At 69.0% G+C, this 25751-nt stretch carries 22 protein-coding genes; 16 read left to right on the top strand and 6 right to left on the bottom strand.

The window, feature by feature from the left end; genetic code table 11:
- Positions 1 to 5 precede the first annotated feature (5 nt).
- The 3 genes from K0817_RS11350 (at position 6) to K0817_RS11340 (ending at position 1859) form a co-directional block, all read left to right on the top strand.
- Positions 6 to 509, top strand: coding sequence for an FHA domain-containing protein (locus K0817_RS11350; RefSeq protein WP_219981524.1), 504 nt, complete (start codon positions 6 to 8; stop codon positions 507 to 509).
- Positions 509 to 1201 (top strand): MerR family transcriptional regulator, encoded by a 693-nt coding sequence (locus tag K0817_RS11345; RefSeq protein ID WP_219981523.1) that lies wholly within the window; start codon positions 509 to 511, stop codon positions 1199 to 1201. The genes K0817_RS11350 and K0817_RS11345 overlap by 1 nt, the downstream gene beginning before the upstream one ends.
- 115 nt (positions 1202 to 1316) lie before the next feature.
- Positions 1317 to 1859, top strand: a complete 543-nt coding sequence (locus tag K0817_RS11340; protein WP_219981522.1) for a MerR family transcriptional regulator — start codon at positions 1317 to 1319, stop codon at positions 1857 to 1859.
- Positions 1860 to 1884: 25 nt separating this feature from the next.
- On the opposite strand, the gene K0817_RS11335 is transcribed toward K0817_RS11340, so the two are convergent.
- The gene (locus K0817_RS11335) at positions 1885 to 3114 is read right to left on the bottom strand and encodes a PLP-dependent aspartate aminotransferase family protein (protein WP_219981521.1); all 1230 of its coding nucleotides are present in this window, start codon (positions 3112 to 3114) and stop codon (positions 1885 to 1887) included.
- A 243-nt stretch (positions 3115 to 3357) separates the two neighbouring features.
- Between K0817_RS11335 and K0817_RS11330 the strand changes: the two genes are divergently transcribed.
- Positions 3358 to 4224 carry a hypothetical protein gene (locus K0817_RS11330; RefSeq protein ID WP_219981520.1) on the top strand — a complete coding sequence of 289 codons (867 nt, stop codon included), beginning with the start codon at positions 3358 to 3360 and terminating at the stop codon, positions 4222 to 4224.
- A gap of 270 nt (positions 4225 to 4494) precedes the next feature.
- On the opposite strand, the gene K0817_RS11325 is transcribed toward K0817_RS11330, so the two are convergent.
- Entirely contained in the window at positions 4495 to 5304 is an 810-nt protein-coding gene (locus K0817_RS11325) for a ParA family protein (protein WP_168914422.1), read from the bottom strand.
- 86 nt (positions 5305 to 5390) lie between these two features.
- Here K0817_RS11325 and K0817_RS11320 point away from each other — a divergent pair, with 86 nt between their 5' ends.
- From K0817_RS11320 to K0817_RS11310, 3 genes are read left to right on the top strand one after another with little or no spacing between them, the layout of a single operon-like run.
- Positions 5391 to 8798: a pyruvate carboxylase gene (locus K0817_RS11320; RefSeq protein WP_219981519.1), complete on the top strand. Its 3408-nt coding sequence runs from the start codon at positions 5391 to 5393 to the stop codon at positions 8796 to 8798.
- Between the two features lie 52 nt (positions 8799 to 8850).
- Positions 8851 to 10671, top strand: a complete 1821-nt coding sequence (locus K0817_RS11315; protein ID WP_253735317.1) for a MinD/ParA family protein — start codon at positions 8851 to 8853, stop codon at positions 10669 to 10671.
- 8 nt (positions 10672 to 10679) lie between these two features.
- Positions 10680 to 11171 (top strand): peptide deformylase, encoded by a 492-nt coding sequence (locus K0817_RS11310; RefSeq protein WP_219981518.1) that lies wholly within the window; start codon positions 10680 to 10682, stop codon positions 11169 to 11171.
- A gap of 59 nt (positions 11172 to 11230) precedes the next feature.
- On the opposite strand, the gene K0817_RS11305 is transcribed toward K0817_RS11310, so the two are convergent.
- Positions 11231 to 13057: an AMP-dependent synthetase/ligase gene (locus tag K0817_RS11305; protein ID WP_219981517.1), complete on the bottom strand. Its 1827-nt coding sequence runs from the start codon at positions 13055 to 13057 to the stop codon at positions 11231 to 11233.
- 153 nt (positions 13058 to 13210) lie between these two features.
- Between K0817_RS11305 and K0817_RS11300 the strand changes: the two genes are divergently transcribed.
- The 3 genes from K0817_RS11300 (at position 13211) to K0817_RS11290 (ending at position 16238) form a co-directional block, all read left to right on the top strand.
- Positions 13211 to 14146, top strand: a complete 936-nt coding sequence (locus K0817_RS11300; RefSeq protein WP_219981516.1) for an ROK family glucokinase — start codon at positions 13211 to 13213, stop codon at positions 14144 to 14146.
- Positions 14147 to 14149: 3 nt separating this feature from the next.
- The gene (locus K0817_RS11295; protein WP_219981515.1) at positions 14150 to 14839 is read left to right on the top strand and encodes a 1-acyl-sn-glycerol-3-phosphate acyltransferase; all 690 of its coding nucleotides are present in this window, start codon (positions 14150 to 14152) and stop codon (positions 14837 to 14839) included.
- A 61-nt stretch (positions 14840 to 14900) separates the two neighbouring features.
- On the top strand, positions 14901 to 16238 hold the full coding sequence (locus tag K0817_RS11290; RefSeq protein ID WP_219981514.1) for a class II 3-deoxy-7-phosphoheptulonate synthase: 1338 nt from the start codon (positions 14901 to 14903) through the stop codon (positions 16236 to 16238).
- Between the two features lie 86 nt (positions 16239 to 16324).
- Here the strand turns inward: K0817_RS11290 and pknB are convergent, their stop codons facing one another.
- Both pknB and K0817_RS11280 read right to left on the bottom strand, forming a co-directional pair.
- Positions 16325 to 18265 carry a Stk1 family PASTA domain-containing Ser/Thr kinase gene (gene pknB / locus K0817_RS11285; RefSeq protein ID WP_219981513.1) on the bottom strand — a complete coding sequence of 647 codons (1941 nt, stop codon included), beginning with the start codon at positions 18263 to 18265 and terminating at the stop codon, positions 16325 to 16327.
- A gap of 134 nt (positions 18266 to 18399) precedes the next feature.
- Complete coding sequence (locus tag K0817_RS11280) at positions 18400 to 19599, bottom strand: LysM peptidoglycan-binding domain-containing protein (protein WP_253735316.1); 1200 nt, start codon at positions 19597 to 19599, stop codon at positions 18400 to 18402.
- A 162-nt stretch (positions 19600 to 19761) separates the two neighbouring features.
- Between K0817_RS11280 and K0817_RS11275 the strand changes: the two genes are divergently transcribed.
- The gene (locus K0817_RS11275; protein WP_253735315.1) at positions 19762 to 20112 is read left to right on the top strand and encodes an Rv2175c family DNA-binding protein; all 351 of its coding nucleotides are present in this window, start codon (positions 19762 to 19764) and stop codon (positions 20110 to 20112) included.
- Between the two features lie 3 nt (positions 20113 to 20115).
- Here the strand turns inward: K0817_RS11275 and K0817_RS11270 are convergent, their stop codons facing one another.
- Positions 20116 to 21210 carry a polyprenyl synthetase family protein gene (locus tag K0817_RS11270; protein WP_219981512.1) on the bottom strand — a complete coding sequence of 365 codons (1095 nt, stop codon included), beginning with the start codon at positions 21208 to 21210 and terminating at the stop codon, positions 20116 to 20118.
- Positions 21211 to 21274: 64 nt separating this feature from the next.
- On the opposite strand from K0817_RS11270, the gene K0817_RS11265 reads away from it, so the two are divergent.
- The 5 genes from K0817_RS11265 (at position 21275) to K0817_RS11245 (ending at position 25739) form a co-directional block, all read left to right on the top strand.
- Positions 21275 to 21643, top strand: a complete 369-nt coding sequence (locus tag K0817_RS11265) for a DUF3040 domain-containing protein (protein WP_219981511.1) — start codon at positions 21275 to 21277, stop codon at positions 21641 to 21643.
- 198 nt (positions 21644 to 21841) lie between these two features.
- On the top strand, positions 21842 to 22273 hold the full coding sequence (gene mraZ / locus K0817_RS11260; protein WP_219981510.1) for a division/cell wall cluster transcriptional repressor MraZ: 432 nt from the start codon (positions 21842 to 21844) through the stop codon (positions 22271 to 22273).
- Positions 22274 to 22388: 115 nt separating this feature from the next.
- A complete protein-coding gene (rsmH, locus tag K0817_RS11255; protein ID WP_219981509.1) occupies positions 22389 to 23342 on the top strand; it encodes a 16S rRNA (cytosine(1402)-N(4))-methyltransferase RsmH in 954 nt (317 codons plus the stop codon).
- On the top strand, positions 23339 to 23947 hold the full coding sequence (locus K0817_RS11250; RefSeq protein ID WP_219981508.1) for a hypothetical protein: 609 nt from the start codon (positions 23339 to 23341) through the stop codon (positions 23945 to 23947). Before rsmH ends, K0817_RS11250 begins: the two co-directional genes overlap by 4 nt.
- Before the next feature lie 4 nt (positions 23948 to 23951).
- Positions 23952 to 25739: a penicillin-binding protein 2 gene (locus tag K0817_RS11245; RefSeq protein WP_219981507.1), complete on the top strand. Its 1788-nt coding sequence runs from the start codon at positions 23952 to 23954 to the stop codon at positions 25737 to 25739.
- Positions 25740 to 25751 lie beyond the last annotated feature (12 nt).

Genomic DNA, 25751 nt, shown 5'->3' with positions numbered 1-25751 from the left:
ACAACGTGGAGGACGACCGCCGACCCGACCAGGGCGATATTCGCCGGGCTGCCGGGGCCGACGCGCATCAGTCCGATCGACCCGCAGACACGACCCAGACGTTCGGACACGACTCCGATCTGTCGTTCGTGCCGTTCGGAAGCGAGCTGGGCGAAGCCGAGCTCGACGCGATCGAGGCGCTGCCGTCGGGTGCCGCACTGCTGCTCGTGCGCTCGGGACCCACTGCGGGGGCCCGCTACCTGCTCGACACCGACGTGACGACCGTCGGCCGGCATCCCGAGGCGGACATCTTCTTCGATGACGTCACCGTCTCACGCCGTCACGCCGAGATCACCCGCACCGGTACGACATTCGAATTGGTCGATCAGCGTTCGCTGAACGGCACCTACGTCAACGGCGAACGCGTCGACCGGGCGGCGCTGACCAACGGCGCCGAAGTGCGCGTCGGCAAGTTCCGCCTCAACTTCTTCGTCTCTCCGGCCGATCTTCCTCAGACCGCGGAAGTCTGATGCCCGCTGCCTCCGCCCGCGAACGATCATCGTCCGCGGGTCTTCTCAGCATCGGCCAAGTGCTCGCGCGGCTGTCGCCGGAGTTCCCGTCGCTCACGTCCAGCAAGCTGCGCTTCCTCGAAGTGCAGGGCATCGTCACCCCGCTGCGCACCGAGTCGGGGTATCGCAAGTTCTCGCAGGACGACCTCGAGCGGCTGCGGCTCGCATTGACCCTGCAGCGCGATCACTACCTTCCGCTGTCGGTGATCCGCGACTACCTCGAAGACGTCGACGCCGGCCGCAATCCGGCCACGCCGACGGCGGTGCCACCGCCGTCCATCCTTCCCGCGCCGCGCCGCTACCGTCGTGATGAGCTGCTTGCGGCATCGGGCGCTGCCCCGCAACTGCTCAACGACGCCATCAGCACCGGAGTGCTCGTGGCGGGCGAGAGCTATACCGAACAGTCGGTCGCCCTACTGCGCGCGCTCGTCGCGCTCGATCGGCACGGCATAGAGCCGCGGCATGTGCGGGCGCTGCGGCAGAACGCCGAACGGGATGTCGCGCTCGTCGAGTCCGCACTGGCTCCGCTGCTGAGACGCACGGATGCCACGTCCCGCGGCCGCGCGGGGGAAGTGGCCCCTGAACTGGCCAAGCGTCTCGACGAGGTTCGATCGATCTTCGTGCGCTCCGCGCTGGACCGGTTGCTGTCCTGACGCGCCTCCACGGCGTCGCGGCCGCGACACGCCGCACCATCAACAGCGGATGTCGTTGCCGCAAGGCGGGTGCTCATCTAGCGTGGAGATATCCGAATCCGGAGGGGGGATAGGCATGACACGAGACGCGTCCGACAACGAGCCGTTCGTCGCCGAACTCCTCTTCACCGACGGGCTGCCTGCAATGGACGACGAGGTGGGCTACCGCGGTGCCGTCGCGGCGCGAGCTGCCGGCATCACATACCGGCAGCTCGACTACTGGGCCCGCACCGAGCTCGTCGAGCCCACGGTCCGCGGCGCCAGTGGCTCCGGTTCGCAGCGGCTCTACGGCTTCCGCGACATCCTCGTGCTGAAGCTCGTCAAGCGACTGCTCGACACCGGCATCTCGCTGCAGCAGATCCGCACCGCGGTCGACCAGCTCCGCGCGTCGGGCATCCGTGACCTCGCGGGCACGACCCTCATGAGCGACGGCGCATCCGTGTACTTGTGCACTTCGAACGACGAGGTCATCGACCTCGTGAGCCGCGGTCAGGGCGTTTTCGGCATCGCGGTGGGCAAGGTCCTGCGCGAGGTCGAATCCGAACTCGTCGAGTTCGAGGTCGAGAAGCTCGACGCCATGGACGAACTCGCCCTGCGTCGCGCCGCACGCACCGCCTGAACGAGCGGCCCCGGCGCGGCCGCGATCATCGCGCCGCGGCATCCGCGGCAGCGTGCTCCACCGTGCGCACAGACAGCGCCTGCTCGAGGTCGGCGACGAGGTCGGCGGGGTCTTCGAGGCCGATCGACAGCCGGACGAGCGCGTCGGAAGGCTTCGCGTCGGCCTGCACCGGCCGGTGAGTGAGTGAGGCGGGATGCTGGATGAGCGAGTCGACGCTTCCCAGCGAAACAGCATGCGTGAACAGCCGCACCGACGAGGTGAGCGCCCGCGCGGCGTCGTAGCCGCCGGCGAGCTCGATCGCGATCATGGCGCCTGGTCCCGACTGCTGCGTGCCGATGAGGCCCTGCGGGTCGCATTCGGGGAACTCCGGGAAGTGGACCCGGGCGATGTCATCGCGGTCGGCCAGCCATCGCGCGACGACGCGGGCGTTCTGCTGCTGCGCCCGCACGCGCACCGGCAGGGTCGCGAGACCACGGTGCAGCAGGTAGGCGGCCAGCGGGTGCAGCAGCGCTCCGGTGACCGCACGGGTGCGGCGCAGGGCGGCGGCGGTTCGCGCATCGCAGGCGATCACGCCCCCGACGACGTCGCCGTGGCCGCCGAGGTACTTGGTGGCGCTGTGCAGCGAAAGCGCTGCCCCAAGGTCGAGAGGCTGCTGCAGGACCGGGGTCGCGAACGTGTTGTCCACCAGCACGGGCACATCGCCCGCCGCCGCGACGACCGCCCGGATGTCGACGAGCTGGAGCGACGGATTGGCGGGGGACTCGACGACGACCAGCGCCGTGTCGTCGCGGATCGCGGTGGCGACGGCATCCGCCCCACCCGCCCCGACCGTGCAGTAGGTCGTCTCGACGCTCAGCAGCCCCGAGGCGAGGAGATGATCGGTGCCGCCGTAAAGCGGCCGCACCGCGACGACGTGCCGCCGGCCCTGCTCGTGTGCGAGCGTCAGCAGCGCGGCGGTCACTGCCGCCATGCCGGATGAGAACGCCACGGCCTCTTCGGCGTGCTCGAGGCGGGCCAGTGCTTCCTCGAACCGGGCGACCGTCGGGTTCCACAGCCGGGCGTACACGTTCGAGCCGCCCTCGAACGGGTGGCCGCCGGTCGCGAGGACCTCGTACGAGAGCCCGCCGAGGTCGATGTCGGGCAGGGCGTTCGTGGACGAGAGGTCGAGGGGAAGCGCGTGCACGCCGAGAGCCGCGAGGTCATCGCGTCCGGCGTGAACGGCAAGGCTGTCGGGATGCAGCGTCATCGGTGCCATGATCGATATGTTCAGCGACATCGCCGCGAAAGGCAAGTCCTGTGCATTTCACCACGCACTTAGCGCGCATTCTGCCCACATCGTGCGCATTGTGCTGACGCTGCGCCCACCGCCCCGCCGCGCCTCGCCCGCCCCGCCCGCAGCCGCGCCTCCTCGCGTCTCGCGTCGTTCAGGGAGGTGGGTCGCAGCACGGCTGTGGAGAAATCCGGCGGTGGACGCCGCCAATCTGGCACCGTGAAGTCCGTGACAACCATGGATGGCGACGCCTTCCGAGTTCCCGATGCTCGCCGCGCGGGGCTGCCGCGTCGGTGGGTCGACGACCCGCGATTCGATCGACCTTTCCGCGGTATCCGAGCAGTCCGCTCGGAAATCGAGAACGAGGACGCCTTCGCAGCGAGTGGAGAGCGCGTGTTGCGGGCCGTCGCGCAATGGACGGTTCACATGCACGCGGCAGAGTACTTCTGCTTCGCGACGGCTGCCGTGATCTGGGGTTTACCCCTCCCACCTCGGATCGCGCTACGGGCGGAACTGCATGTGGGTTCGCCCGGGCGCGCCACCCGCATCCGCGGCGCGATAGGCCACCAGATCAAGCCCAGTCTCGTTTCCATCGTCGAACATCCCGAGCGCGGCGTCCGCGTGACCGATCCTGCGACGACGTGGGCGATGCTGGCAGCGTCGCTCCCGCACCTCTTTGACGTCGTCGCCGTGGGGGATGCGCTGGTGCGCACTCCCCGCATTCCGGGCCCGTTCGGTCGCATCGAACGGCCCGCGCTCGCGACGCTGGCGGAACTCGAGCGGGCCGCGCATGCGGGACGCCGCGTCGGCGTCGGCCGGCTCAGGGAAGCGATCGCGTTGATCCGGCCGGGGTCGGCTTCGGGACCCGAGACCTGGGTCAGGCTGACTCTCGTGGAGGCTGGCCCGCCCGAGCCAGATCTCGATGTCGATGTCTATGACGAATCTGGCGATTTCGTGGGCTGCGTGGACCTTGCATACCCCGATCAAAAGATCGCCATCGAATACGAAGGCGACCAGCACCGCACCGACCCCGTTCAGTGGCAACGCGATATCGAGAACCTGAGCGCCTCGCGGACCTCGGTTGGCGTGTCGTGAGAGTCCCACGTGACCAGCTGTTCTCTCAGCCCGGCGCGCTGGTCCGGCGCGTGCGCGCCCAGTTCCGTTCTGCCACCCGCTGAGCAGCCCATATGCATGGTCGTACTTACGCTGCTGCGCGCGTTCACACAGAGGTTCGTTCGTCACATATGCACGCAAGAGCGCAGGTTTTGCGTGCATATGTGGCGAACGAACCCCGGTGGTGGGGGATGCCGCAGGGCCGCAGAGGAGCGGGGGGAGAGGGGAGCGAGGGGAGCGAGGGGAGAGGGGTCAGGCGCGGGTGTCGTCGGGCACCGGGATGCGGCCGGTGCGCATCACGCGGTCCAGGAGCGAGTCGAAGTCGGCTGCCAGCTCCTGCGCGGAGTCGCCGGGCCAGATGTGCAGCGGCTTGGCCGCGCCCTGCGCCTGCTGCAGCGACGTGCGCTCGGGCAGCTGCGGTGCGAGTACGAGCGGCCCGAACATGTCCCGCAGCTCTTTGATGCGGAACTGGTGCTCGATCGACTGCGGGCGCACGCGGTTCACGACGATCCCGAGCGGCTGCAGTCGAGGGGAGAGACCGCGGCGGATCTCTTCGATCGCGCGCAGGGCGCGGTCGGCGGCGGCCACCGAGAACAGTCCCGGCTCGGTCACGACGATCACGCGGTCGCTGGCCGCCCACGCGGTGCGGGTGAGCGCGTTCAACGACGGTGCGCAGTCGATCAGCACGAGGTCGTAGTCCGCCTCGATCGTCGCCAGCGCCTCTTCCATCTTCCAGACGTCGCGCACGCTCGGGTGCGGGCCGTCGAAGTTGATCGCGGACGGGCTGCCGATCATGACGTCGATGGTGCCCGGATGCACCTTCGCCCAGCCGCTGGAGGTGATGGCCTGGCGGACCGTCTTCTCCTTGGGATTGGCGAGGACATCGGCGACATTCAGTCGACCGGCGACTTGAATGTCCATGCCCGTCGACACGTCGGACTGCGGGTCGAGGTCGACGACGAGCGTGCGGACACCGCGGGCGAAAGCCGCCGACGCGAGTCCGAGAGTCACGGTCGTCTTGCCGACGCCTCCCTTGAGCGAGCTGACGGATAGGACGTGCACAAGGCACCACGTTACCGTCCCCTAGGCTGAGAGCACACTCAGCCCGTTTCCAGGGGCCCGCCCGCACCGCCGCCCACGGAGGTCGAATGTTCCGCAAGATCCTGGTCGCGAACCGTGGTGAGATCGCCATTCGCGCTTTCCGAGCGGCCTACGAGCTGGGGGCGCGCACCGTCGCGGTCTTCCCCTACGAGGACCGCAGCTCGCTGCACCGGCTGAAAGCCGACGAGGCGTATCAGATCGGCGAGAAGGGGCATCCGGTACGCGCCTACCTCGACGTGGACGAGATCGTCCGCGTCGCGAAGGAGGCCGGCGCCGACGCGATCTACCCGGGATACGGCTTCCTCTCCGAGAACCCCGACCTGGCCGAGAAGGCCGCCGCGAACGGCATCGCCTTCATCGGACCGCCGGCGAGCGTGCTCGAGATGGCGGGGAACAAGGTCACCGCCAAGCAGCATGCCGTCGCAGCCGGCGTGCCGGTGTTGCGATCGACGGATGCCTCGGACGACGTCGACGCCCTGCTCGCGCAGGCCGACGACATCGGCTTCCCCATTTTCGTGAAGGCCGTCGCCGGCGGCGGCGGACGCGGGATGCGGCGCGTCGAGCAGCGCGAGGAGCTCGCGCCGGCCCTCGCCGAGGCCATGCGCGAAGCCGACAGCGCCTTCGGCGATGCACGCGTGTTCCTCGAGCAGGCCGTTCAGCGCCCCCGGCACGTCGAGGTGCAGATCCTCGCCGACAAGGCGGGGGAGACCGTTCACCTGTTCGAACGCGACTGCTCGGTGCAGCGTCGCCACCAGAAGGTGATCGAGATCGCGCCGGCGCCGAACCTCGATCCGGCGGTCCGCGACGCACTGCACGCCTACGCCGTCGCGTTCGCTCGCTCCATCGGCTACGAGAACGCCGGCACGGTGGAGTTCCTGCTCGAGACGGCGGGCCCGCGCACCGGCGAGGTCGTGTTCATCGAGATGAACCCTCGCATCCAGGTCGAGCACACCGTGACCGAGGAGGTCACCGACGTCGACCTCGTGCAGTCGCAGATGCGCATCGCCGCCGGCCAGTCGCTGGACGAGCTCGGGCTCACGCAGGACCGCATCCGCCTGCGCGGAGCGGCGCTGCAGTGCCGCATCACCACCGAGGACCCGACCCAGGGCTTCCGGCCCGACACCGGCAAGATCACGACGTACCGGTCACCCGGCGGCGCGGGCATCCGACTGGACGGCGGCACGACGGCGGCGGGGTCGCAGATCAGTCCGCACTTCGACTCGATGCTCTCCAAGCTCACCTGCCGCGGCCGGGACTTCGGGGCGGCCGTCGTGCGGGCCCGACGTGCTCTCGCCGAGTTCCGCATTCGCGGCGTCTCGACGAACATCCCGTTCCTGCAGGCGGTGCTCGATGACCCCTCGTTCGTCGCCGGCGACGTGTCGACGGCGTTCATCGACGAGCGGCCCGGTCTGCTGAAGGGCCGCGAGTCGAAGGACCGAGGCACGAAGATCCTCAACTGGCTCACCGACACGACGGTGAACCGGCCGCACGGCGACAACCCCGTCACGGTCAACCCGAGGCTGAAGCTCCCGGTCGTCGACCTCACCGTCGAGGCTCCCGCGGGATCACGGCAGCGTCTGCTCGAGCTCGGTCCCGCCGGGTTTGCCAAGGCACTCCGCGAGCAGAACGCCCTCGCCGTGACCGAGACGACGTTCCGCGACGCGCACCAGTCGCTGCTCGCGACACGTGTGCGCACCAAGGACCTCGTCACGGTCGCGCCGTACGTCGCACGCCTGACGCCGCAGTTGCTGTCGGTCGAGGCCTGGGGCGGCGCGACCTACGACGTCGCCCTGCGGTTTCTCGGCGAGGACCCGTGGGAGCGCCTCGACCGGCTGCGCGCAACGCTGCCGAACATCGCCATCCAGATGCTGCTGCGGGGACGGAACACGGTGGGGTACACCCCGTACCCGACCGAGGTCACCGATGCGTTCGTGCGCGAGGCCGCGGCATCCGGAATCGACATCTTCCGCATCTTCGACGCGCTGAACGACGTGTCGCAGATGCGCCCGGCGATCGACGCCGTGCTGCAGAGTGGCACGGCCGTCGCCGAGGTCGCCGTCTGCTACACCGGCGACCTGCTCAACCCCGCCGAGGACCTCTACACGCTCGACTACTACCTGCGGGTGGCCGAGCAGATCGCGGCGGCAGGGGCGCACGTGCTGGCGATCAAAGACATGGCGGGCCTGCTGCGGCCGGCCGCGGCATCCCGTCTGGTGGCGGCACTGCGTGAGAACTTCGATCTTCCGGTGCACGTACACACCCACGACACCGCGGGCGGGCAGCTCGCGACCCTGCTCGCGGCGAGTGCGGCAGGGGCGGATGCCGTCGACGCGGCCGCCGCGCCGATGTCGGGCACGACCAGCCAGCCGTCGCTGTCGGCGCTGGTCGCGGCGCTCGCGCACACCGAGCGCGACACCGGCATCGACCTGGGCGCGGTGAGCGACCTGGAGCCGTACTGGGAGGCGATGCGGCACCTCTACCGACCGTTCGAGTCCGGGCTGCCCGGTCCTACGGGGCGGGTGTACCACCATGAGATCCCGGGCGGACAACTGTCGAACCTGCGCCAGCAGGCGATCGCGCTGGGGCTGTCGGAGGACTTCGAACTCATCGAGGACATGTACGCCGCCGCGAATGAGATCCTCGGGCGCGTGCCGAAGGTCACCCCGTCCTCGAAGGTGGTCGGCGACCTGGCGCTGCACCTGGCGGCCGTCAAGGCCGACCCCAAGGACTTCGCCGAGAACCCGCAGAACTACGACATCCCCGACTCGGTCGTGGGTTTCATGGCCGGAGAGCTGGGTGAGCTGCCCTTCGGCTGGCCGGAGCCGTTCCGCACCAAGGTCCTGCAGGGTCGCACCGTGAGCATCGGGGTCACGCCGCTGACCGAGGGCGAGTCGGCCGCTTTGGAATCGGATGCCGCGTCACGCCGCGCGATGCTCAACACGCTGCTCTTCCCGGCACCGACCCGCGAGTACGAGCAGCGCCGCGAAGTGTTCGGCGACCTCAGCGTGCTCGACACCGCCGACTACCTCTACGGCTTGATGCCGGGCAACGAACACGTTGTCGAGATCGAGCGCGGTGTGCAGCTCTTCGTCGGGCTGGAGGCGATCGGTGAAGCCGACGACAAGGGCATGCGCACCGTCATGACGACGCTCAACGGTCAGCTGCGGCCGGTGTTCGTGCGGGACCGCAGCATCCAGGTCGAGTCCCGTCAGGCCGAGAGGGCCGACACGTCCAGGCCGGGGCAGGTGGCGGCGCCGTTCTCGGGTGTGGTCACGCTCAAGACGGTCGTGGGCGATGCGGTCGTGGCCGGTCAGCCGGTGGCCTCGATCGAAGCGATGAAGATGGAAGCGGCGATCACCGCGCCGGTCGACGGGGTTGTGGAGCGCCTCGCGATTGCCGAGACGGCACAGGTCGACGCGGGCGACCTTTTGGTCGTGGTCCGCCCCGCCCAGTAGCCTGGAGGGTGGCATCCGCCCGAAACGCCCTTCTGCCCTGGAGATCTCCGCAGTGACGCCCGACCGACCCGACCATACGCCCGACGAAGCCGTGAACGGCGTGCTCTCCGACACCGGAAGCCTCGACACGACTGGACTCGGCATCCTCGGCGGTGCGACGGCGCAGGTGAACGTCGAGCTGCCGACCGAATCAGAGGACGATCTCGCCGACGACGATGTCATCGACGACGAAGTGCCGTTCGTCGTGGAGATCCCCGCCGACGCAGAGCTGCCCGTGGTCATCGCCAACGTGCGAGCCGAGGAGCCGGCCGTCGAGACCGCCGAGGCCGAGATCATCGAGGCCGAGCCCGGCCTCGAGGAGTGGACGGTCGAGGCCGACGGCTTCGACCGTTCCCAGGCCGCGGACATCGCCGACGCCGACGAGGTGCTCGAAGAGGACCCCACTGCCCAGGCCGCCGCCGATGGTGAGCCCGCGGATGACGCCGCTGACCACGCGCCGGAGCCCGAGGGCGATGGCGTGTCACCCGACGCGGGCCGCCCCGACGCCGTCGGGGCCGAGGCGTCGGGTGTGGATGAGTTCGGCACCGAAGAGTACGATGCGGTGACGTTCGAGGATGCCGAGTTCGATGACGCGGAGTTCGCCGCCGGACTGGCGGACGCGGGCGCCGCGACCGCGGAGGAGCCGATGACCGCCCAGACGCCCGCAGACGATAAGCCGGCCGGCGCGGGTCCGCGCGCCTCTCAGGGCGCGGCATCCGTTCCCCCGGCTTCGCCCGCGCCGACCTCGGCGTCGACGGTGCCGCCGACGCGACGCGAGGCGCACCACACCGGCGCCATGCCCGTCGCCGACCGCGCCGTCGAGCGTGCTCACTCGCTCCGGGGCGTCACGCTGACGTCCAAGCGCCTCGGTGAGTTCGAGGCCGACCGTGAGACGGCCGACCTGCTCACCGCCGACCGGCTGCTCGATCCCCATCAGATCGTGCGCTCCGAGCCGGAGGGGATGTGGCAGCACCTGGTGTACTCGATCTCGGGCCGCCGCATCAACCTCGGTGACAGCAAGCGTGCCCGTGCCCGCAAGGCGCTGGACCGCCGCATCGCCGCACCGCTCGCGGGCGGGGCGCGGTTCGTGCCGGTGCTCTCGCGCAAGGGCGGCGTGGGCAAGACCACCGTGACGACACTGCTGGGCATGGCGCTCGCCGATGCCCGCGACGACCGAGTGATCGCCGTCGACGCCAACCCCGACCGGGGCACCCTGGCCGAGCGCATCTCGCGCGAGAGCGGCAAGACCGTACGTGACCTCGTCCGCGTCCGTGGCGATGTCGTGGGCTTCAACGACCTCTCGAACATCGTCGCTCGCGACGAGACGCGACTGGACGTGGTCGCCTCCGACACCGACCCGCGCGTCTCCGAGGCCTTCAATGACCACGACTATCGGGACGTCGCCTCCCTCGCCGCGCACTACTACTCTGTCGTGCTCACCGACACCGGCACCGGCATCGTGCACTCCGTGATGGGGGCCACGCTGGATCTGGCCGATCAGATCGTGATCGTGGCGGGGCTGAGCGTCGACGAAGCCCGCCTGGCGTCAGAGACGCTCACATGGCTCGAGACCAACGGCTTCTCCGACAAGGTGCGCGGCGCGGTCGTGGTGCTGAACAATGCGCGCCCGGGCCAGCCGCTGGTGCAGCTGGACGAGCTGGAGGCACACTTCCGCACGCGGGTGCGCTCCGTGGTCCGTATGCCGTATGACGCGCACATCGCGACCGGAAGCGCCATCGTGTTCCGTGACTTGCAGCCCGCCACCCGTCTCGCGGCGCGCGAGCTCGCGGCCGTGGTGATCGAGGGTCTGCGCTCCTACGCGCCGGCTGCCTGAGGTACCCCGTGGCAGTTCGTCCCATCCGCGTCTTCGGCGACCCCGTCCTGAAGTCGGTCAGCGCTCCGATCCACGAGATCGACGACGGCGTGCGCGCCCTGGTGAAGGATCTGCTCGACACGGTCGAGCTCCCCGGCCGCGCCGGTCTCGCCGCCTGCCAGATCGGCGTCGGGTTGCGAGCGTTCAGTTACAACATCGACGGCGACATCGGCTATGTGATCAATCCCGTGCTGGTCGAGACCTCGGGCGACCCCGAGCCGATCGGCGAGGGATGCCTCTCAGTTCCCGGACTCTGGCACGACGCCGTCCGCTACCCGCACGCGAAGGTCGTCGGCATCGATCTCGCCGGCAACGAGGTCGTGGTCGAGGGCGATGGTCTGCTCGCCCAGGCCCTGCAGCACGAGACCGATCACCTCGACGGCACGCTCTACCTCGACCGGCTTACTCCCGAGGAGCGCCGCATCGCCATGCGTGAGATCCGCGAGTCCGACTGGTTTTGACGCGAGGATGCCGCGGCCCGAGCCTTCGAGAAGGCCCGGGCCGCGGCATCCGTCGTCTCCTACGACAGTGAGACGTTCGTGGTGTTGACCGGCACGGCGTAGAGCTCGTCGACGTCGCCGGCGAAGTCGTCGAGGATCACGTTGCGCTTGATGCTCATCTTGGGCGTGAGGTGGCCGCTGGCCTCGGTCCACTCCGTCGGGAGGATCGTGAACTTGCGGATCGACTCGGCGCGCGACACGTGCGCATTGGCCTCATCGATGGCGCGCTGGACCTCTGCGCGCACCGCCGGGTTCTTGGCGGCCTCGTCCAGCGACATGTCGCCGGGGAGGTTGTTGTTCGCCAGCCACGTGGGCAGCATCTCGGGATCGAGGGTGATCAGCGCCGAGATGAACGGCTTCTGGTCGCCGACGACGACGATCTGCCCCACGATCGGGTTCGCCCGGATCGGGTCTTCGAGCACGGCCGGCGCCACGTTCTTGCCGCCGGCGGTCACGATGATCTCCTTCTTGCGTCCGGTGATCGTGAGGAAGCCCTCCTGGTCGAAGGAACCGATGTCACCGGTCTTGAACCAGTCGCCGTCGAACGCCGCGGCCGTGGCCTCGGGATTGCGCCAGTACTCCTTGAACACGTCGATGCCGCGCACCTGGATCTCGCCATCTTCGGCGAGGCGGATGCCGACGCCGGGGAGCACCGGGCCCACCGTGCCGATCTTCGACTTGTTCGCCAGGTTGACCGTCGCGGGCGCGGTGGTCTCGGTGAGGCCGTAGCCCTCGAGGATCGTCACGCCGAGGCTGTGGAAGAAGTGCCCTAGCCGCGGACCGAGCGGCGCCGAACCCGACACGGCGTAGGTCACGCGGCCGCCCATGGCCGTCCGCAGCTTGGAGTACACCAGCTTGTCGAACAGGGCGAACTTGATCTTCATCATGAGCGGGATCTTCTTGCCCTCTTGCAGGAGAGCGGAGTGCTCGATCGCCGTGTGCGCGGCGGCGCGGAAGATCTTGCCCTTGCCGCCGGCCTCGGCCTTCTGCTCGGCCGAGTTGTACACCTTCTCGAAGACGCGCGGCACGGCGAGCAGGAACGTGGGCTGGAACGAGCCGAGAGCAGGCAGCAGCTGCTTGGTGTCGGGCTGGTGGCCGGTCTTGACGCCCGCGTGGATGTTGAGGATCGAGATGAAGCGGGCGAACACGTGCGCCGTCGTGATGAACAGCAAGGTGGATGCGCCGGGAGTCTGGACGACGTCGCTCAGCGCTTTGGCCGAGTTGCGCGTCAGTTCGACGAAGTTGCTGTGGGTGAGCACGCAGCCCTTCGGGCGCCCCGTCGACCCCGAGGTGTAGATGAGCGTCGCCATGTCGGCGCCGTTCGCGATGTTGCGGCGGCGCTCGATCTCATCGTCGGTGATGGTCGCGCCATCGGCGACGAGCGTGTCGAGGTCGCCACGGGCCATCTCCCACACCGAACGGATCAGCGGCAACTCGCTGCGCACCTCTTCCACCCGGGCGCTGTGATCGGCGGATTCGGTGATCACAGCGATCGCGCCGGAATCGGTGAGGTTCCAGGCGATCTGCGCGGGAGAGCTGGTCTCGTAGATCGGGACCATCACGGCCCCGGCGAAGAAGAGCGCGAAGTCGACCAGGGTCCAGTCGTAGGTGGTGCGCGCGATGAACCCCACCTTGTCGCCGGGCTGGAGGCCGGCGGCGGCGAAGCCCTTCGCCAGGGCGATCACCTGCCGCTGGAAGTCGGCGGCCGTGATGTCGCGCCAGCCGTCTCCGTCCGGCACGGCGAAGAGCGCCCGGTCGGGTGTCTGCTTGACACGTTCGACCAGAAGGTCGGTGATGTTTGCCTGCGGGTCGGCGGGGACGATCGCAGGGACTTCGAACTGAACCACGGCAGCTCCTTCGGTACCGGATGGATGAATCTCGGGTGGATCTGGTCCGAGTCTAATCCGCTGTCGCGTGACGACCAGTGTGGGTGTGGAAGGTCGGCCGCTCGCTAGACTTCAAGGCGCTGTCGCACGCGCGGCGGCCGGAGAGGGAGTGCAGTGCTCAAGGTCGGGATCGACATCGGCGGAACCAAGATCGCGGGAGGTGTCGTCGACGGCGAGGGCCGCATCGTCGAGAAGCTCCGCGTGGACACGCCGATCGACACCGGAGCACTCGCCGACGCGGTCATCGACATGGCGCACCACCTCGCCACGCGTCACGATGTGGGCGCCGTGGGCGTCGCCGCCGCTGGCTTCATCGACCGGGATCGCGCCACTGTCATCCACGCGCCGAACATCGCGTGGCGCAACGAGCCGCTCAAGGCGGTGCTCGAGGCCCGCATCGACATGCCGGTGACGATCGAGAACGACGCGAACGCCGCCGGATGGGCGGAGTTCCGCTTCGGCGCGGGTCGCGACGTCGAGCACATGGTGATGCTCACGATGGGGACGGGCGTCGGCGGGGCGGTCGTGATCGACGGCGCGCTCTTCCGTGGCGGTCACGGCATCGGCGGCGAGCTCGGCCACATGCGCTTCATCCGGGACGGCCTGCCCTGCGGGTGCGGGCAGAACGGATGCCTCGAGCAGTACGCGTCCGGACGCGCTCTGCAGCGCGAGGCCAACGCGATCGCCGATGCCGGCGGCATCGGCGCCGCCCTCGCCGCGGTCCGCGCCGAGAAGGGCACGATCACCGGGCCAGCCGTGTCGCGCCTGGTTCTGGCCGGAGACGAGGGTGCTGTCGAAGCGCTGCGCCGCGTGGCCACCGCGCTGGGGGAGGCCTGCGGAGGCTTTCAGGCTGTGCTCGATCCCGAGTTGTTCGTGATCGGCGGGGGAGTGGCGCAGCTGGGCGATGAGCTTCTCGAGCCGGTGCGGATCGCCTATGAGACGTCGTTACCCGGCTACGGCGATCGCCCGGTCGCCGAGTTCGCTATCGCCGAACTCGGCAACGACGCGGGCCTCATCGGGGCCGCCGACCTCTCATCCGCGGAGGCGTAGACGATGTTCTACTGGCTGATGAAGTACGTGGTGATCGGCCCGATCGTCAAGGCGATCTGGCGCCCCTGGATCATCGGCCGCCGCAACGTGCCCGTCGAGGGTGCGGCGATCCTCGCGAGCAACCACCTCTCGTTCGTCGACTCGGTGTTCCTGCCCCTCATGATCGACCGGCCCGTCGCATTCCTGGCCAAGAGCGACTACTTCACAGGCAAGGGCCTCAAGGGCTGGTCCACGCGCATGTTCTTCAAGGCCACGGGCATGATCCCCATCGACCGCTCCGGCGGCAAGGCGTCCGAGGCATCCCTCAATACCGGACTGCAGGTGCTGGGCCGTGGCGACCTGCTCGGCATCTACCCGGAGGGCACTCGCAGCCCGGACGGCAAGCTGTACCGGGGCCGCACCGGCATCGCCCGCATGGCGCTGGAGGCTCACGTGCCCGTGGTGCCGGTGGTCATGGTCGACACTGACACGATGATGCCGATCGGCACGCGCATGCCACGCATCGTGCGGGTTGGCGTCGTGATCGGCGAGCCATTGGATTTCTCGCGCTTCTACGGGCTGGAGGGAGACCGGTACATCCTCCGCTCGATCACCGACGAGATCATGGTCTCGCTGCAGCGACTCGGCGAGCAGGAGTACGAGGACGTCTACGCGTCCAGCGTGAAGGACCGGCTGAAGACCCCGGCTCGATGACCCCACGGTGACCCTCGTCACGCGGCGCCGGGTGGCATGATCGCGCCGATAGACTCGAGGGATGCTTCAGCAGCTCGACGCGCTCGACCACTGGCGGACCCTGCCCATCAAGCAGCAACCCGCATGGCCTGACGCCGACGCGGTGGCCGCGGTGTCCGCCGAGCTGGCAACCCTGCCCCCGTTGGTCTTCGCCGGCGAGGTCGACAACCTGCGCGAGCGCCTGGCCCATGCCGCGTCGGGACGCGCGTTCCTGCTGCAAGGCGGCGACTGCGCCGAGACCTTCGCGGGTGCCACCGCCGAGCAGATCCGCAACCGCATCAAGACGGTGCTGCAGATGGCCGTCGTCCTGACCTATGGCGCCTCCATGCCCGTCGTGAAGATGGGTCGCATGGCCGGGCAGTTCGCCAAGCCCCGCTCGAGCGATTCCGAGACGCGCGGCGAGGTCACCCTGCCGGCGTACCGCGGTGACATCGTCAACGGCTACGACTTCACGGAGGGCTCGCGCCAGGCAGACCCCCAGCGGCTGATGAAGGGGTACCACACCGCCGCATCGACCATCAACCTGATTCGCGCCTTCACGCAGGGCGGCTTCGCCGATCTGCGCGAGGTGCACTCGTGGAACCAGGGCTTCGCGAAGAACCCCGCCAACGTCCGCTACGAGCGCATGGCGAACGAGATCGACCGAGCGATCCGCTTCATGGAGGCGGCGGGCGCCGACTTCGACGAGCTCAAGCGTGTGGAGTTCTACACCGGCCACGAGGGTCTGCTCATGGATTACGAGCGTCCCCTCACGCGCATCGACTCGCGCACCGGCACGCCCTACAACACCTCGGCGCACTTCGTGTGGATCGGCGAGCGCACGCGCGAGCTGGACGGCGCGCACGTCGACTACTTCTCGAAGATCCGCAACCCGATCGGCGTGAAGCTCGGCCCCTCGACCACCCCAGAGACGGCGCTCGCGCTGATCGACAAGCTCGACCCCCAGCGCGAGCCCGGTCGTCTCACCTTCATCACCCGTATGGGCGCCGGCAAGATCCGCGACGCGCTGCCGCCGCTGCTCGAGGCTGTGCGCGATTCGGGTGCGACGCCGCTGTGGGTCACCGACCCCATGCACGGCAACGGGATCACGACGCCGACCGGCTACAAGACGCGTCGCTTCGATGACGTGGTCGACGAGGTGCGCGGCTTCTTCGACGCTCACCGCGCTGTGGGCACGTTCCCGGGCGGCATCCACGTCGAGCTCACCGGCGACGACGTCACCGAGTGCTTGGGCGGGTCCGAAGAGATCGACGAGGCCGCTCTAGCGACCCGCTACGAGTCGCTGTGCGATCCGCGCCTGAACCACATGCAGAGCCTCGAGCTGGCCTTCCTCGTGGCCGAGGAGCTCGAGAAGCGCTGACGCGCCCCTGCGCCTTTACGACGCAGAGATTCCCGGATGCCTCACCCGAGGCATCCTGGAATCTCTTTCTGTCGCGGAATCGCTCGTCAGCCGGTGACGGTCAGCTGGATGTAGACGCGGGTTCCGCGTACACGCAGCTCGCCGGCGGCAGGGTCGGATGCCGTCACCTCGGTGATGTCATTCGGCACCACACCGAAGAACGGCGCGAAGTCCACCTCGAAGCCTGCCGCCTCGAGCTTGTCGATCGCCTGGTCGCGCGTGTCTCCAACCACCTGCGGCACTTCGAAGAGCGGCGGGCCGGTCGACACGACGAGGGTGACGCTGTCTCCGGGTTGCCACCACCGGTCCGGGCCCGCCACCCGGATCACACGGCCCTCCTCGATCGTCTCGCTCGTCTCCGTCGTGCTCTCATCGGCGACGATCAGATTCACGCCTTCCAGCGTGCTGCGCGCCGAGCCCTCGCTGTCGCCGACGACATCGGGGACGGGTCCGAGCGACACCCACAGCTGAGCGGCGTCGCCCTCATGAGCGGTGCAGCCGTCGCCGCACGGGAACGGTTCCGAACCGTCCGCGGGCGTCACCATGACACCGACGACGGTTCCCGGCGAGGGGTCGGTGAAGAACCCCGCGTTCTCGGCGTCGACACGGATTTCCAGTGCGTCCAGTCCGGTACGAGCATCGGTCTCAGTGCTGTCGATGAATCGCGGGATCTGCACTTCAGCAGGGCCGAGCGAGACGTAGACCAGAACCTCCGCGTCGCGGTCCACACGGGTGCCGCTCACGGGATCGGTCCGGATCACTGTGCCCGCCGGCACCTCGAGACTGCTCTCGCCGCGCTCGACGGCGACGAGCGAGTCCTGTGCGAGCCGCTCCTGCGCTGCCGCGAATGTCCCACCCGACACGTCGGGCACCGCGATCAGCGAGCCGGGGCCCGAGCCGAACCACCACCCGGTCCCGGCCGCGAGGGCCGCGAGAAGCACGACGACGGTGACGAGCCATGCGCCCTTCGTGCGGCGGCGCTTGGTGGCGCGACGCAGCCGGCCGGCGTTGTCGGCCTCTTCCATGGTGGCGGTGGGAACTGTCGTCGAGGTGGCGGGCAGCACTGCGGTCAGTTCGCCGGTCGCCGTCACGTCGTCGCGGGGAACGCCCATGGCCGTCGTTCGCGTGACGGCGGGGGTGATGCCGAGCTCGCGCTCGATCTCGCGCAGACGCTCGAGCATCACGCTGGCGTCGATCGGGCGATCGTCCGGCGTGCGCTCGGTCGCCCAGAGCACGAGCTCGTCGAGCGGCTCGGGGACGCCCGGGTTCTTCACGCTCGGTCGGGGGACGGAGTCGGTGGCGTGCTGGAATGCGATCTGCATCGGCTGCTCGCCCTTGTACGGCTGTTCGCCCGTCAGCATCTCGTACAGCATGATGCCGAGGGCGTAGATGTCGCTGCGGGCGTCCGCGGTACCGCGTGTCACGAGTTCGGGCGCAAGGTAGGCGATCGTGCCGAGCAGCTGCGCGCCCGACGCGGTGTTCGCCGTGGTCGCCCGCGCGAGACCGAAGTCGCCGATCTTGATGCGGCCGTCCTCGGCCAGCAGGACGTTCTCAGGTTTGACGTCGCGGTGGACGATGCCGGCCTTGTGTGCGGCGGCGAGGCCCGAAAGCACGGCGTCCAGGATGCTGACGGCCTGCGGCACGGTGAGACGTCGCTGCTCGCGCAGGAGTTCGCGCAGTGTGATCCCGGGCAGATACTCCATGACGAGGTACGCCATGTCGCCGTCCTGGCCCTGATCGAACACGTTGACCACGTGCGGGTCTGCCAGGCGAGCGGCGGCGCGCGCCTCCTGGATGAACCGGCTCTGGAACACGGTGTCGTCGCTCAAATGGCCGTGCATGACCTTCAGGGCGATGCGGCGTTCGAGCCGCAGATCGGTGGCGACGTACACGGTGGCCATGCCTCCGCGGGCGATGCGAGCACGCACTCGGTACCGACCGTCGACGAGACGGCCGATCAGCGGGTCCGTCTGCTGACTCGTGCTCACGCTGAGAGTCTACGGACGCGCACCTGCGAGCCCGCGGAGCGGCGCACCCTGCGACCGTACCGTTACGCGCGGGCGATGCCCGGAATCCGCCGGATGCCGGATATCGCAGGGCACGGCCGCGGCGCGTGTCGGGATCAGCCCAGCGCCGCCAGCCAGGCGTACGCGGGGGCTTCCCACTGCGCGTAGCGTTCTGGGTACGCCGAGATCTGCACGGCCTGCGCGGCGCCGGCGAACGACATGCCCTCCCAGCCCGGGATATCGAGCAGTCCGCGTGTGCGCGAGCCGTTCGGATCGGATGCCCCGCCGTAGAACGCCTTGATCGAGCGCACCGGATCGCGAACCTCGGCCTCGGTGCCCCAGCCGGTGCTCGGGCGCTGCTGGAACAGACCCAGGGAGTCACGGTCGCCCCAGTCGAGGTTGCGGATCCAGGACTCCTGCATCGCGGTGCCGAGGGCGATGGCGATGCCACGATCGGGTACGCCCAGCTCGCGACCCACGCGCACGATCAGCTGCGCGTTGGCAGATTGCTCGGCGTCCAGGCCCGCGACGGCGGGCGCTGCAGGTGCGGAAGCGGCCACGGCCGCGATCGGGATGGCGATCGTCTGGCCCGGATAGATGATGGACGACCGATCCAAGCCGTTGGCGCCGAGCACGGCGTCCGTGCCGACTCCGTGCCGCTTCGCGATGGCGCTGATGGTGTCGCCGGCCACGATCGTGTAAGTGGTACCAGCCGGCGGTGACGGCGCGGGCGCCGGCGCGGGCGCCGGAGCGGCGGCGGCAGGTGCGGTGTTGCCCGGCAGCGCCAGGGTCTGTCCGGGGAAGATGATCGACGACCATCCGAGGCCGTTGGCCGCCAGCACGGCGTGCGTGCTGACGCCGTGGCGCTTGGCGATCGCGCTCACGGTGTCGCCGTGCTGGACCGTGTAGCTCGCCGCCGTCGCCGACGTGGGTGCAGTCGGAGCCGCGGCGCCGCCGACGAGCGTCAATACCTGGCCCGGGTAGATGATCGACTTCCACCCGAGGCCGTTCAGGGCGAGCAGGTCGGCCGTGCGCACGCCGAATCGCGAGGCGATCGCGCTCACCGTGTCGCCGGCCTGCACCGTGTAGGTGCTCTGCTCGACCGCGGCGACCGCAGGGTTGCCGGACTTCATCGCGTGCGGCCGGATGCCGGATGCCGCGCGGTCGGGGGTGGTCCGAGGCTCCGCGCCGCCAGGAACGGCGTGGGCTGGCGCGGTGGTGAGCGACAGCGCGATCGAGCCGACGACGGCGATGGGAACGCCGGTCAGGAGTGGACGCGGAACACCCTGGCGACGGGTGCGGCTGGTCTGTCGCACGAGATTTCCCCCCTCAGTCGACTCCGAAAACCGTGTCACGGATGTCAATTACTGTCAACAGGTGTTATATGTGTGGCTTCTGGGGTAGATGGGGTTACTGGGGCTTCATTCGAGCGGAGGCCGGCGTGGCTCCGGCCATGTGCGATCTGAGATAGTTGCTGTGTGACCACTGACGACGCCTCCCGCATCGAGACCGAATGGCTCACCCTCCCCGAGCTGGTGGAGGTGCTGGGTGAACCGCTGGGTCGAGTCCGGCGCCTGCTCGACGACTTTCATCTCGTGGGATCGCGTCGCGACGGGGCGCTCAAGGTTCCGTCGCTGTTCGTCAGGGACGGCCACCCGATCGCGTCGCTGCGCGGCACCGTCATCGTGCTGCACGACGCCGGCTTCAGCGACGACGAGGCCATCGACTGGTTGCTGACTGCGGAGGAGTCGATCGGCATCGCACCGATCGAGGCGTTGCGTGCCGGCCGCAAGAGCGAGGTGCGACGCGTCGCCCAGACGCTCGCCTGAACCTCAGGCCACCCGCACGGTGGCCGCACGCGCCAGGTCGCGCAGCTCGCCCACCGCGGCGTTTCCGAGCCGTGCACCCGACAGTGCGCGATCGGCCTCGTGGGCATAGCGCGCGATGAGCTGCTCGACTCGCTCGAGCGCGCCGCTGTCGGCGATGGTCCGCTGCAGCGACGCGATCTGCCCGGCGTCGAGCGACGGATCGCCCACCAGCTCGTCGATGAGGCGCCGCGACGTCGACGGCACCGCCTCGCGCGTGTACGCGATCAGCACGGTGCGCTTGCCCTCTCGCAGATCGTCCCCGGACGGCTTACCGGTCTCGCGCTCGTCCCCGAAGACACCCAGCACGTCGTCACGCAGCTGGAATGCCATACCCAGCGGGTGGCCGAAGGCCGCAAGGGCGGCGGCCTGCGCGGCGTCGGCACCGGCGAGAGCGGCGCCGACGGCGAGCGGCTGCTGCACGCTGTATCGGGCGGACTTGAAGGATGCCACCCGCAGCGCACGCTCGGCGTGCCGGTCGTCGGGCTCCGACAGGAAGGCCGATTCCTCGGCGACGTCGAGGAACTGCCCGAGGGTCACCTCGCGCCGCATCGTGGCGTACTCGGATCGCGCGGCGACCGCACGGTCGGCAGGGAGGGCCGCCAGTCCCTCCTCGAAGAGGTCGTCGCTCCACGCCACGAGGAGGTCGCCGAGCAGGATGGCCGACGACCTGCCGAAAGCGGCGGCGTCGCCGGTCCATCCGGCATCGCGGTGCGCGGCCTCGAGCGCGCGATGGGTCGATGGGCGACCCCGCCTCGTGTCGGAGTTGTCGATCAGGTCGTCGTGGACCAGTGCCGCTGCGTGGAAGAGCTCGAGCGCGGCCGACGCGGTCACCACGGCGGTGGACAGCGCGGCGGGGCGGCCGGACGTCTCCTCCACTGCGCTCCACCCGGCGACGCAGAACCTTCCGCGCAGTCGCTTTCCGCCCGATGTCGCGCGTGCGGCCGAGTCGACGAAGAGCGCCGCCTCGGCTCCGGCATCCGCGATATCCGACCGCTGAGCCGAGACGAAGGTGTCGAGTCGCTGGGAAATGGCTTCGATCGTCTCTGCGGGGCCTGACACGGGCCTAGCCTAGTGATCTACGGCACGCGTAGAATCGAGCCAACGGAAGTACAGAGGGGGATGCATGCCACTCTCCGAACAGGAGCAGCGCCTGCTCGACGAGATGGAGCGCCATCTCATGCGCAACGACGCAGATGTCGTCAGCGCGCCCCAGGGCGGACGCAGCCTGAGCTATCGCAACATCGTCTACGGCACGATCCTCGTGCTGCTGGGCCTCGGCGGCTTGATCGTCGGGGTATCGGTGCCACTCATCGTCGTCGGCGTGATCGGCTTCGTCATCATGCTCGGCGGCGTGGTTCTGGCGGTCACCCCCGGACGAGGTCCGGGGCGGGTCCGGACCGAACCCGATCAGACCGCGAGAGCACCTCAGAAGAGTTCCTCCTTCATGGATCGCATGAATGATCGCTGGGACAGGCGGCAAGGGGAGAGCTGAGCCTCCACGCCGGCTGACATCGGCCAATTGAGCACCGACCTTCGGGTCGGTGCTTTTTTGTTGCCTCCGAGCGGTGGCCCGAACGTCACTGGGGGGCGCCAGGGAGTGGCGGAACGGTTCAATGGTGGTGAAGTGGAGGAGAGTGGAGTAAAGTGGCGTGCAACCCGGGGGGCCGGACGAAGGGGGTGTGGTGGACCGATGCTTTTGGGCACGCACACTCCCAAGCTCGACGACAAAGGTCGCGTCATCCTCCCGGCGAAGTTCCGTGATGACCTCGGCGGCGGTGTCGTCGTGACGCGCGGACAGGACCGCTGCCTCTACGTGTTCAGCACGGAGGAGTTCGAGCGGGTGCACGAGCGCATCCGCGAAGCACCGCTGGCCAACAAGCAGGCCCGCGACTTCTTGCGCATGTTCCTCTCGGGGGCGAGCGCTGAGAAGCCCGACAGCCAGAACCGCATCACGATCCCGCCGCCGCTGCGCGCCTACGCGGGCCTCGAGCGCGACCTCGTCGTCACCGGTGTCGGCGCTCACGCCGAGATCTGGGACGCCACCGCGTGGAACACCTACGCCGAAGCCAACGAAGAAACCTACGCCGAGCTGGAGCAGGAGGTGATCCCGGGCCTGTTCTGACGCCCTCGGTCCTGACTCCCAGCCGCTCACACCCTGACGCACTTCCCCGGCGCCAGGTCAGAGAGCGGATGGGGATCAGGATCTGGGGAAGACGCACGGCAGAGGCCCTGACATCATGAACCTCCGCGACATCCACACGCCTGTCCTTCTGGACCGCTGCATCGAACTGCTGGCACCCGCGCTCGAACGCGACGGAGCGGTGTTCGTCGACGCGACGCTCGGCATGGGCGGCCACTCCGAGGCGTTCTTGGAGCGATTCCCGGGACTGCACCTGGTAGGCCTCGACCGCGATACCGATGCCCTGCGTATCGCCGGCGAGCGGCTCGCCCGGTTCGGCGATCGCGTGACGCTCGTGCACACGGTGTACGACGGGATCGCGGATGCCGTCGCGTCGGCGGGCCTCGCGAAGGCTGACGGCATCCTGTTCGATCTCGGCGTCTCGTCGCTGCAACTCGACGTCGCCGACCGCGGATTCGCGTATTCGAAGGACGCGCCGCTCGACATGCGCATGGACCAGTCCTCCGGCACCACCGCCGCTGACGTCCTGGCCACCTACGGCGAGGGCGACCTGCGCCGCATCTTCGAGCGCTATGGCGAGGAGAAACTCGCCGGGCGCTATGCGCGCGCAATCATCGCGGCGCGCGCGGAGGCTCCGATCGAGCGCTCGGGCCGTCTCGTCGAGATCCTGATCGCTGCGACGCCGTACGCGGCACAGCGCACCGGGCACCCCGCGAAGCGGGTGTTCCAGGCGCTGCGCATCGAGGTCAATCGTGAGTTGTCGGTGCTCGAGCGCGCGGTCCCCTCGGCCCTCGGCATCCTGCCCGTCGGCGGACGAATCGTCGTGCTCGCCTATCAGTCCCTCGAAGACCGTCTGGTCAAGCGGGCGCTGGCCGAGGCGAAGGCCTCGACGGCGCCGGCGGGGCTGCCGGTGGAACTGCCCGAGCACGCCCCGAGATTCCGACTGCTCGTCAAGGGCGCCGAGCTCGCCTCCGATGAGGAGCGCGCCACCAACCCGCGGGCCACACCGGTGCGTCTGCGCGCCGCAGAACGAGTGAGGGAGGACGTATGAGCACGACCTCGCACGCGCTCGCGACCGCCCCGGGTCCCCGCGGACGCATCGCACCGGACCGGCGGGATGCCCCCGATCGGCGGCTCCGCGCTGTCGAAGCACCGGCGCGTCGACGGCGGCCGAAACTGCTCTACGGTGTCGTGGCGGTGCTCGGCGCATTCCTCATCGCCGGTGCACAGATGGCGCTGTCGATCATGACGACGCAGGGATCGTACGAGCTGTCGGCCCTCGCCCAGCAGCAGCGCGAGCTCACCTACGACAAGCAGATCCTCTACGACGACGTCGCGGGGCTCAGCTCACCGCAGTACCTGGCGGCCAACGCAGCCGCGCTGGGGATGGTCATCGACGAGTCGCCGTCCTACCTGCGCCTGAGCGACGGTGCCATTCTCGGCGCCTCCGAGGTTGCCATGGGATCGTCGTCGATCGACGCGATCGGGCGCGGCGCCGTCCCCAACGCCCTGATCGCTGACACGCCGTTGGTCACCGTGCCCGATGCCACCATCGACGGCGTGCCGGTGGAGGTCGCAGACGCGTCGACGGACAGCGGAGTATCGAACACTCCGCCGCCGCTGACCGACGGACTGCCCACCCCGAGCACACACTGAATCCATGACGACCCGAAGCACGAGAAGCCCGCGCCGCCGCACCGTGGTGGCGCTGGCGGTCGTGCTCGCGGTGCTCGCCGGATTCATCGTGCGTCTCGTCGACATCCAGGTCGTCAACGCGGGTGAGCACATCGAGGACTCCCTGGACCGAGCCTTCGGCGGAGAGCAGGTGCTGCATGGCACCCGAGGTGAGATCGTCGACGAGAACGGCCAGACGCTCGCCGGCAGCATCCTTCGCTACGACTGCCAGCTCGATCCGCTGCTCATCACGCAGATCGACGCGGAGGTGCTCGAGGGCAAGTCCGACTACCCGCTGTGGGCGGACGTCTCGGTCGACGTCGCCGAGATCACGGGACAGACGCCCGAAGAGGTGCGCGGGATCGTCGAGGCGGAGCTGGCGGAGCGCCCCGAGTCGCAGTTCGTCTACCTGAAAAAGGGTGTGTCGACAGAGCATTACCGTGCACTCGCCGACCTGAGCATGCCGTACATCGACTGCCTGCAGCATCCGGCGCGGATGTATCCCGATGGTGCTGTCGCGGGCAATCTCGTCGGCTTCGTCGGCAGTGACGGAGTGCCGCTCGAGGGCTTCGAGCAGACGCAGGACGACTGCCTGGCCGCGACGAACGGCGAGCGGCTCTTCCAGAAGGGCAAGGACGGCGTCGTGATCCCGGGAACGGCGGTCGAAAGACCGGCGACCGACGGCGGCACGCTGGAACTGACGGTCAACCGCGATCTGCAGTGGTACCTGCAGCAGCTCATCGCCGAGCAGACGCAGGACATGGGTGCCCAGCAGGGCGCGATCCTTGTCTACGAGGTCGAGACCGGCAAGGTGCGCGCCGCGGCCGAGTACCCGACGGTCGATCCGAACCAGGTCGATGCCACCGCGGCCGAGCTGCGGACGAGCCGCATCTTCCGGGGCTCGTTCGAACCGGGATCGACCTTCAAGGCGCTCACCGCCGCGACCGTGATCGACGCGGGCGGTCAGTCGCCACAGTCCACGGTCGTCGCGTCGAGTCTCGAGAACTTCGAGGACGGCGCACGGGTGCGCGACTCGTTCCAGCACCCGGCATACGAGTACACGCTCGCCGGGGTGCTCATCGATTCGTCGAACGCCGGCATCTCGAAGTTCAGCGAGACCGTCAGCCCACAGGTGCGCTACGACTACTTCAAGCGATTCGGCATCGGCGACGGCACCTCGTCGGGCTATCCGCAAGAGGGCGTCGGCGTCATCCATCCCGTCGACCAGTGGGGCGCCCAGACGAAGTACAACACCTCGTTCGGACAGGGTGTCGCGACCACGATGCCCGAACTCGCCCGCGCATACGGAGCGATCGTGAACGACGGCGTCAAGATGCCGCTGTCGATCGTCGAGTCGTGCACGCTGCCCGATGGCACGGTCGTCGAGCCGGAGCGGCCCGAGGGCGAGCGCGTGATCAGCGAGGGCACGTCGGCGCAGATGCGCGCGATGCTCGAGAACGTCTTCCTCCAGGCGCCGTATGCCGAGTCGGTCGAGATTCCCGGGTACCGCATCGGCGGCAAGACGGGTACCGGTGAGAAGCCGGACCTCGTCAACGGCGGCTACAAGCAGGGCGTCTACTACACGACCATGGTGGGCTTCGCTCCCGCCGACGACCCGAAGTACGTCGTCGTCGTGACGCTCGACGAGCCGACGAAGGTAACATCGTCTGCGGCCAACGCGACCGCGTTCCAGAAGGCCATGACTCAGGTGCTCAAGACCTACCGCGTCATGCCCTCGACGACGGCGCCGGAGCTGCTGCCCAAGTTCGGGTAGCCTCCTCACCGG

Origin of the sequence: Microbacterium sp. HD4P20 (assembly GCF_019449275.2) — a bacterium.
Classification (GTDB): Bacteria; Actinomycetota; Actinomycetes; order Actinomycetales; family Microbacteriaceae; genus Microbacterium.
Note: the sequence above shows the minus strand (reverse complement) of the source record. Positions and strands in the feature narration are given on the sequence as shown.

Excerpts from the sequence above, each read along its gene's own strand:
- mraZ (WP_219981510.1), top strand. The coding sequence starts at position 21,842 with ATGCTTTTGGGCACGCACACTCCCAAGCTCGACGACAAAGGTCGCGTC.
- K0817_RS11290 (WP_219981514.1), top strand. The coding sequence starts at position 14,901 with ATGCTTCAGCAGCTCGACGCGCTCGACCACTGGCGGACCCTGCCCATC.
- K0817_RS11265 (WP_219981511.1), top strand. The coding sequence starts at position 21,275 with ATGCCACTCTCCGAACAGGAGCAGCGCCTGCTCGACGAGATGGAGCGC.
- K0817_RS11345 (WP_219981523.1), top strand. The coding sequence starts at position 509 with ATGCCCGCTGCCTCCGCCCGCGAACGATCATCGTCCGCGGGTCTTCTC.
- K0817_RS11250 (WP_219981508.1), top strand. The coding sequence starts at position 23,339 with ATGAGCACGACCTCGCACGCGCTCGCGACCGCCCCGGGTCCCCGCGGA.
- K0817_RS11295 (WP_219981515.1), top strand. The coding sequence starts at position 14,150 with ATGTTCTACTGGCTGATGAAGTACGTGGTGATCGGCCCGATCGTCAAG.
- K0817_RS11340 (WP_219981522.1), top strand. The coding sequence starts at position 1,317 with ATGACACGAGACGCGTCCGACAACGAGCCGTTCGTCGCCGAACTCCTC.
- K0817_RS11335 (WP_219981521.1), bottom strand. The coding sequence starts at position 3,114 with ATGGCACCGATGACGCTGCATCCCGACAGCCTTGCCGTTCACGCCGGA.
- K0817_RS11245 (WP_219981507.1), top strand. The coding sequence starts at position 23,952 with ATGACGACCCGAAGCACGAGAAGCCCGCGCCGCCGCACCGTGGTGGCG.
- K0817_RS11320 (WP_219981519.1), top strand. The coding sequence starts at position 5,391 with ATGTTCCGCAAGATCCTGGTCGCGAACCGTGGTGAGATCGCCATTCGC.
- rsmH (WP_219981509.1), top strand. The coding sequence starts at position 22,389 with ATGAACCTCCGCGACATCCACACGCCTGTCCTTCTGGACCGCTGCATC.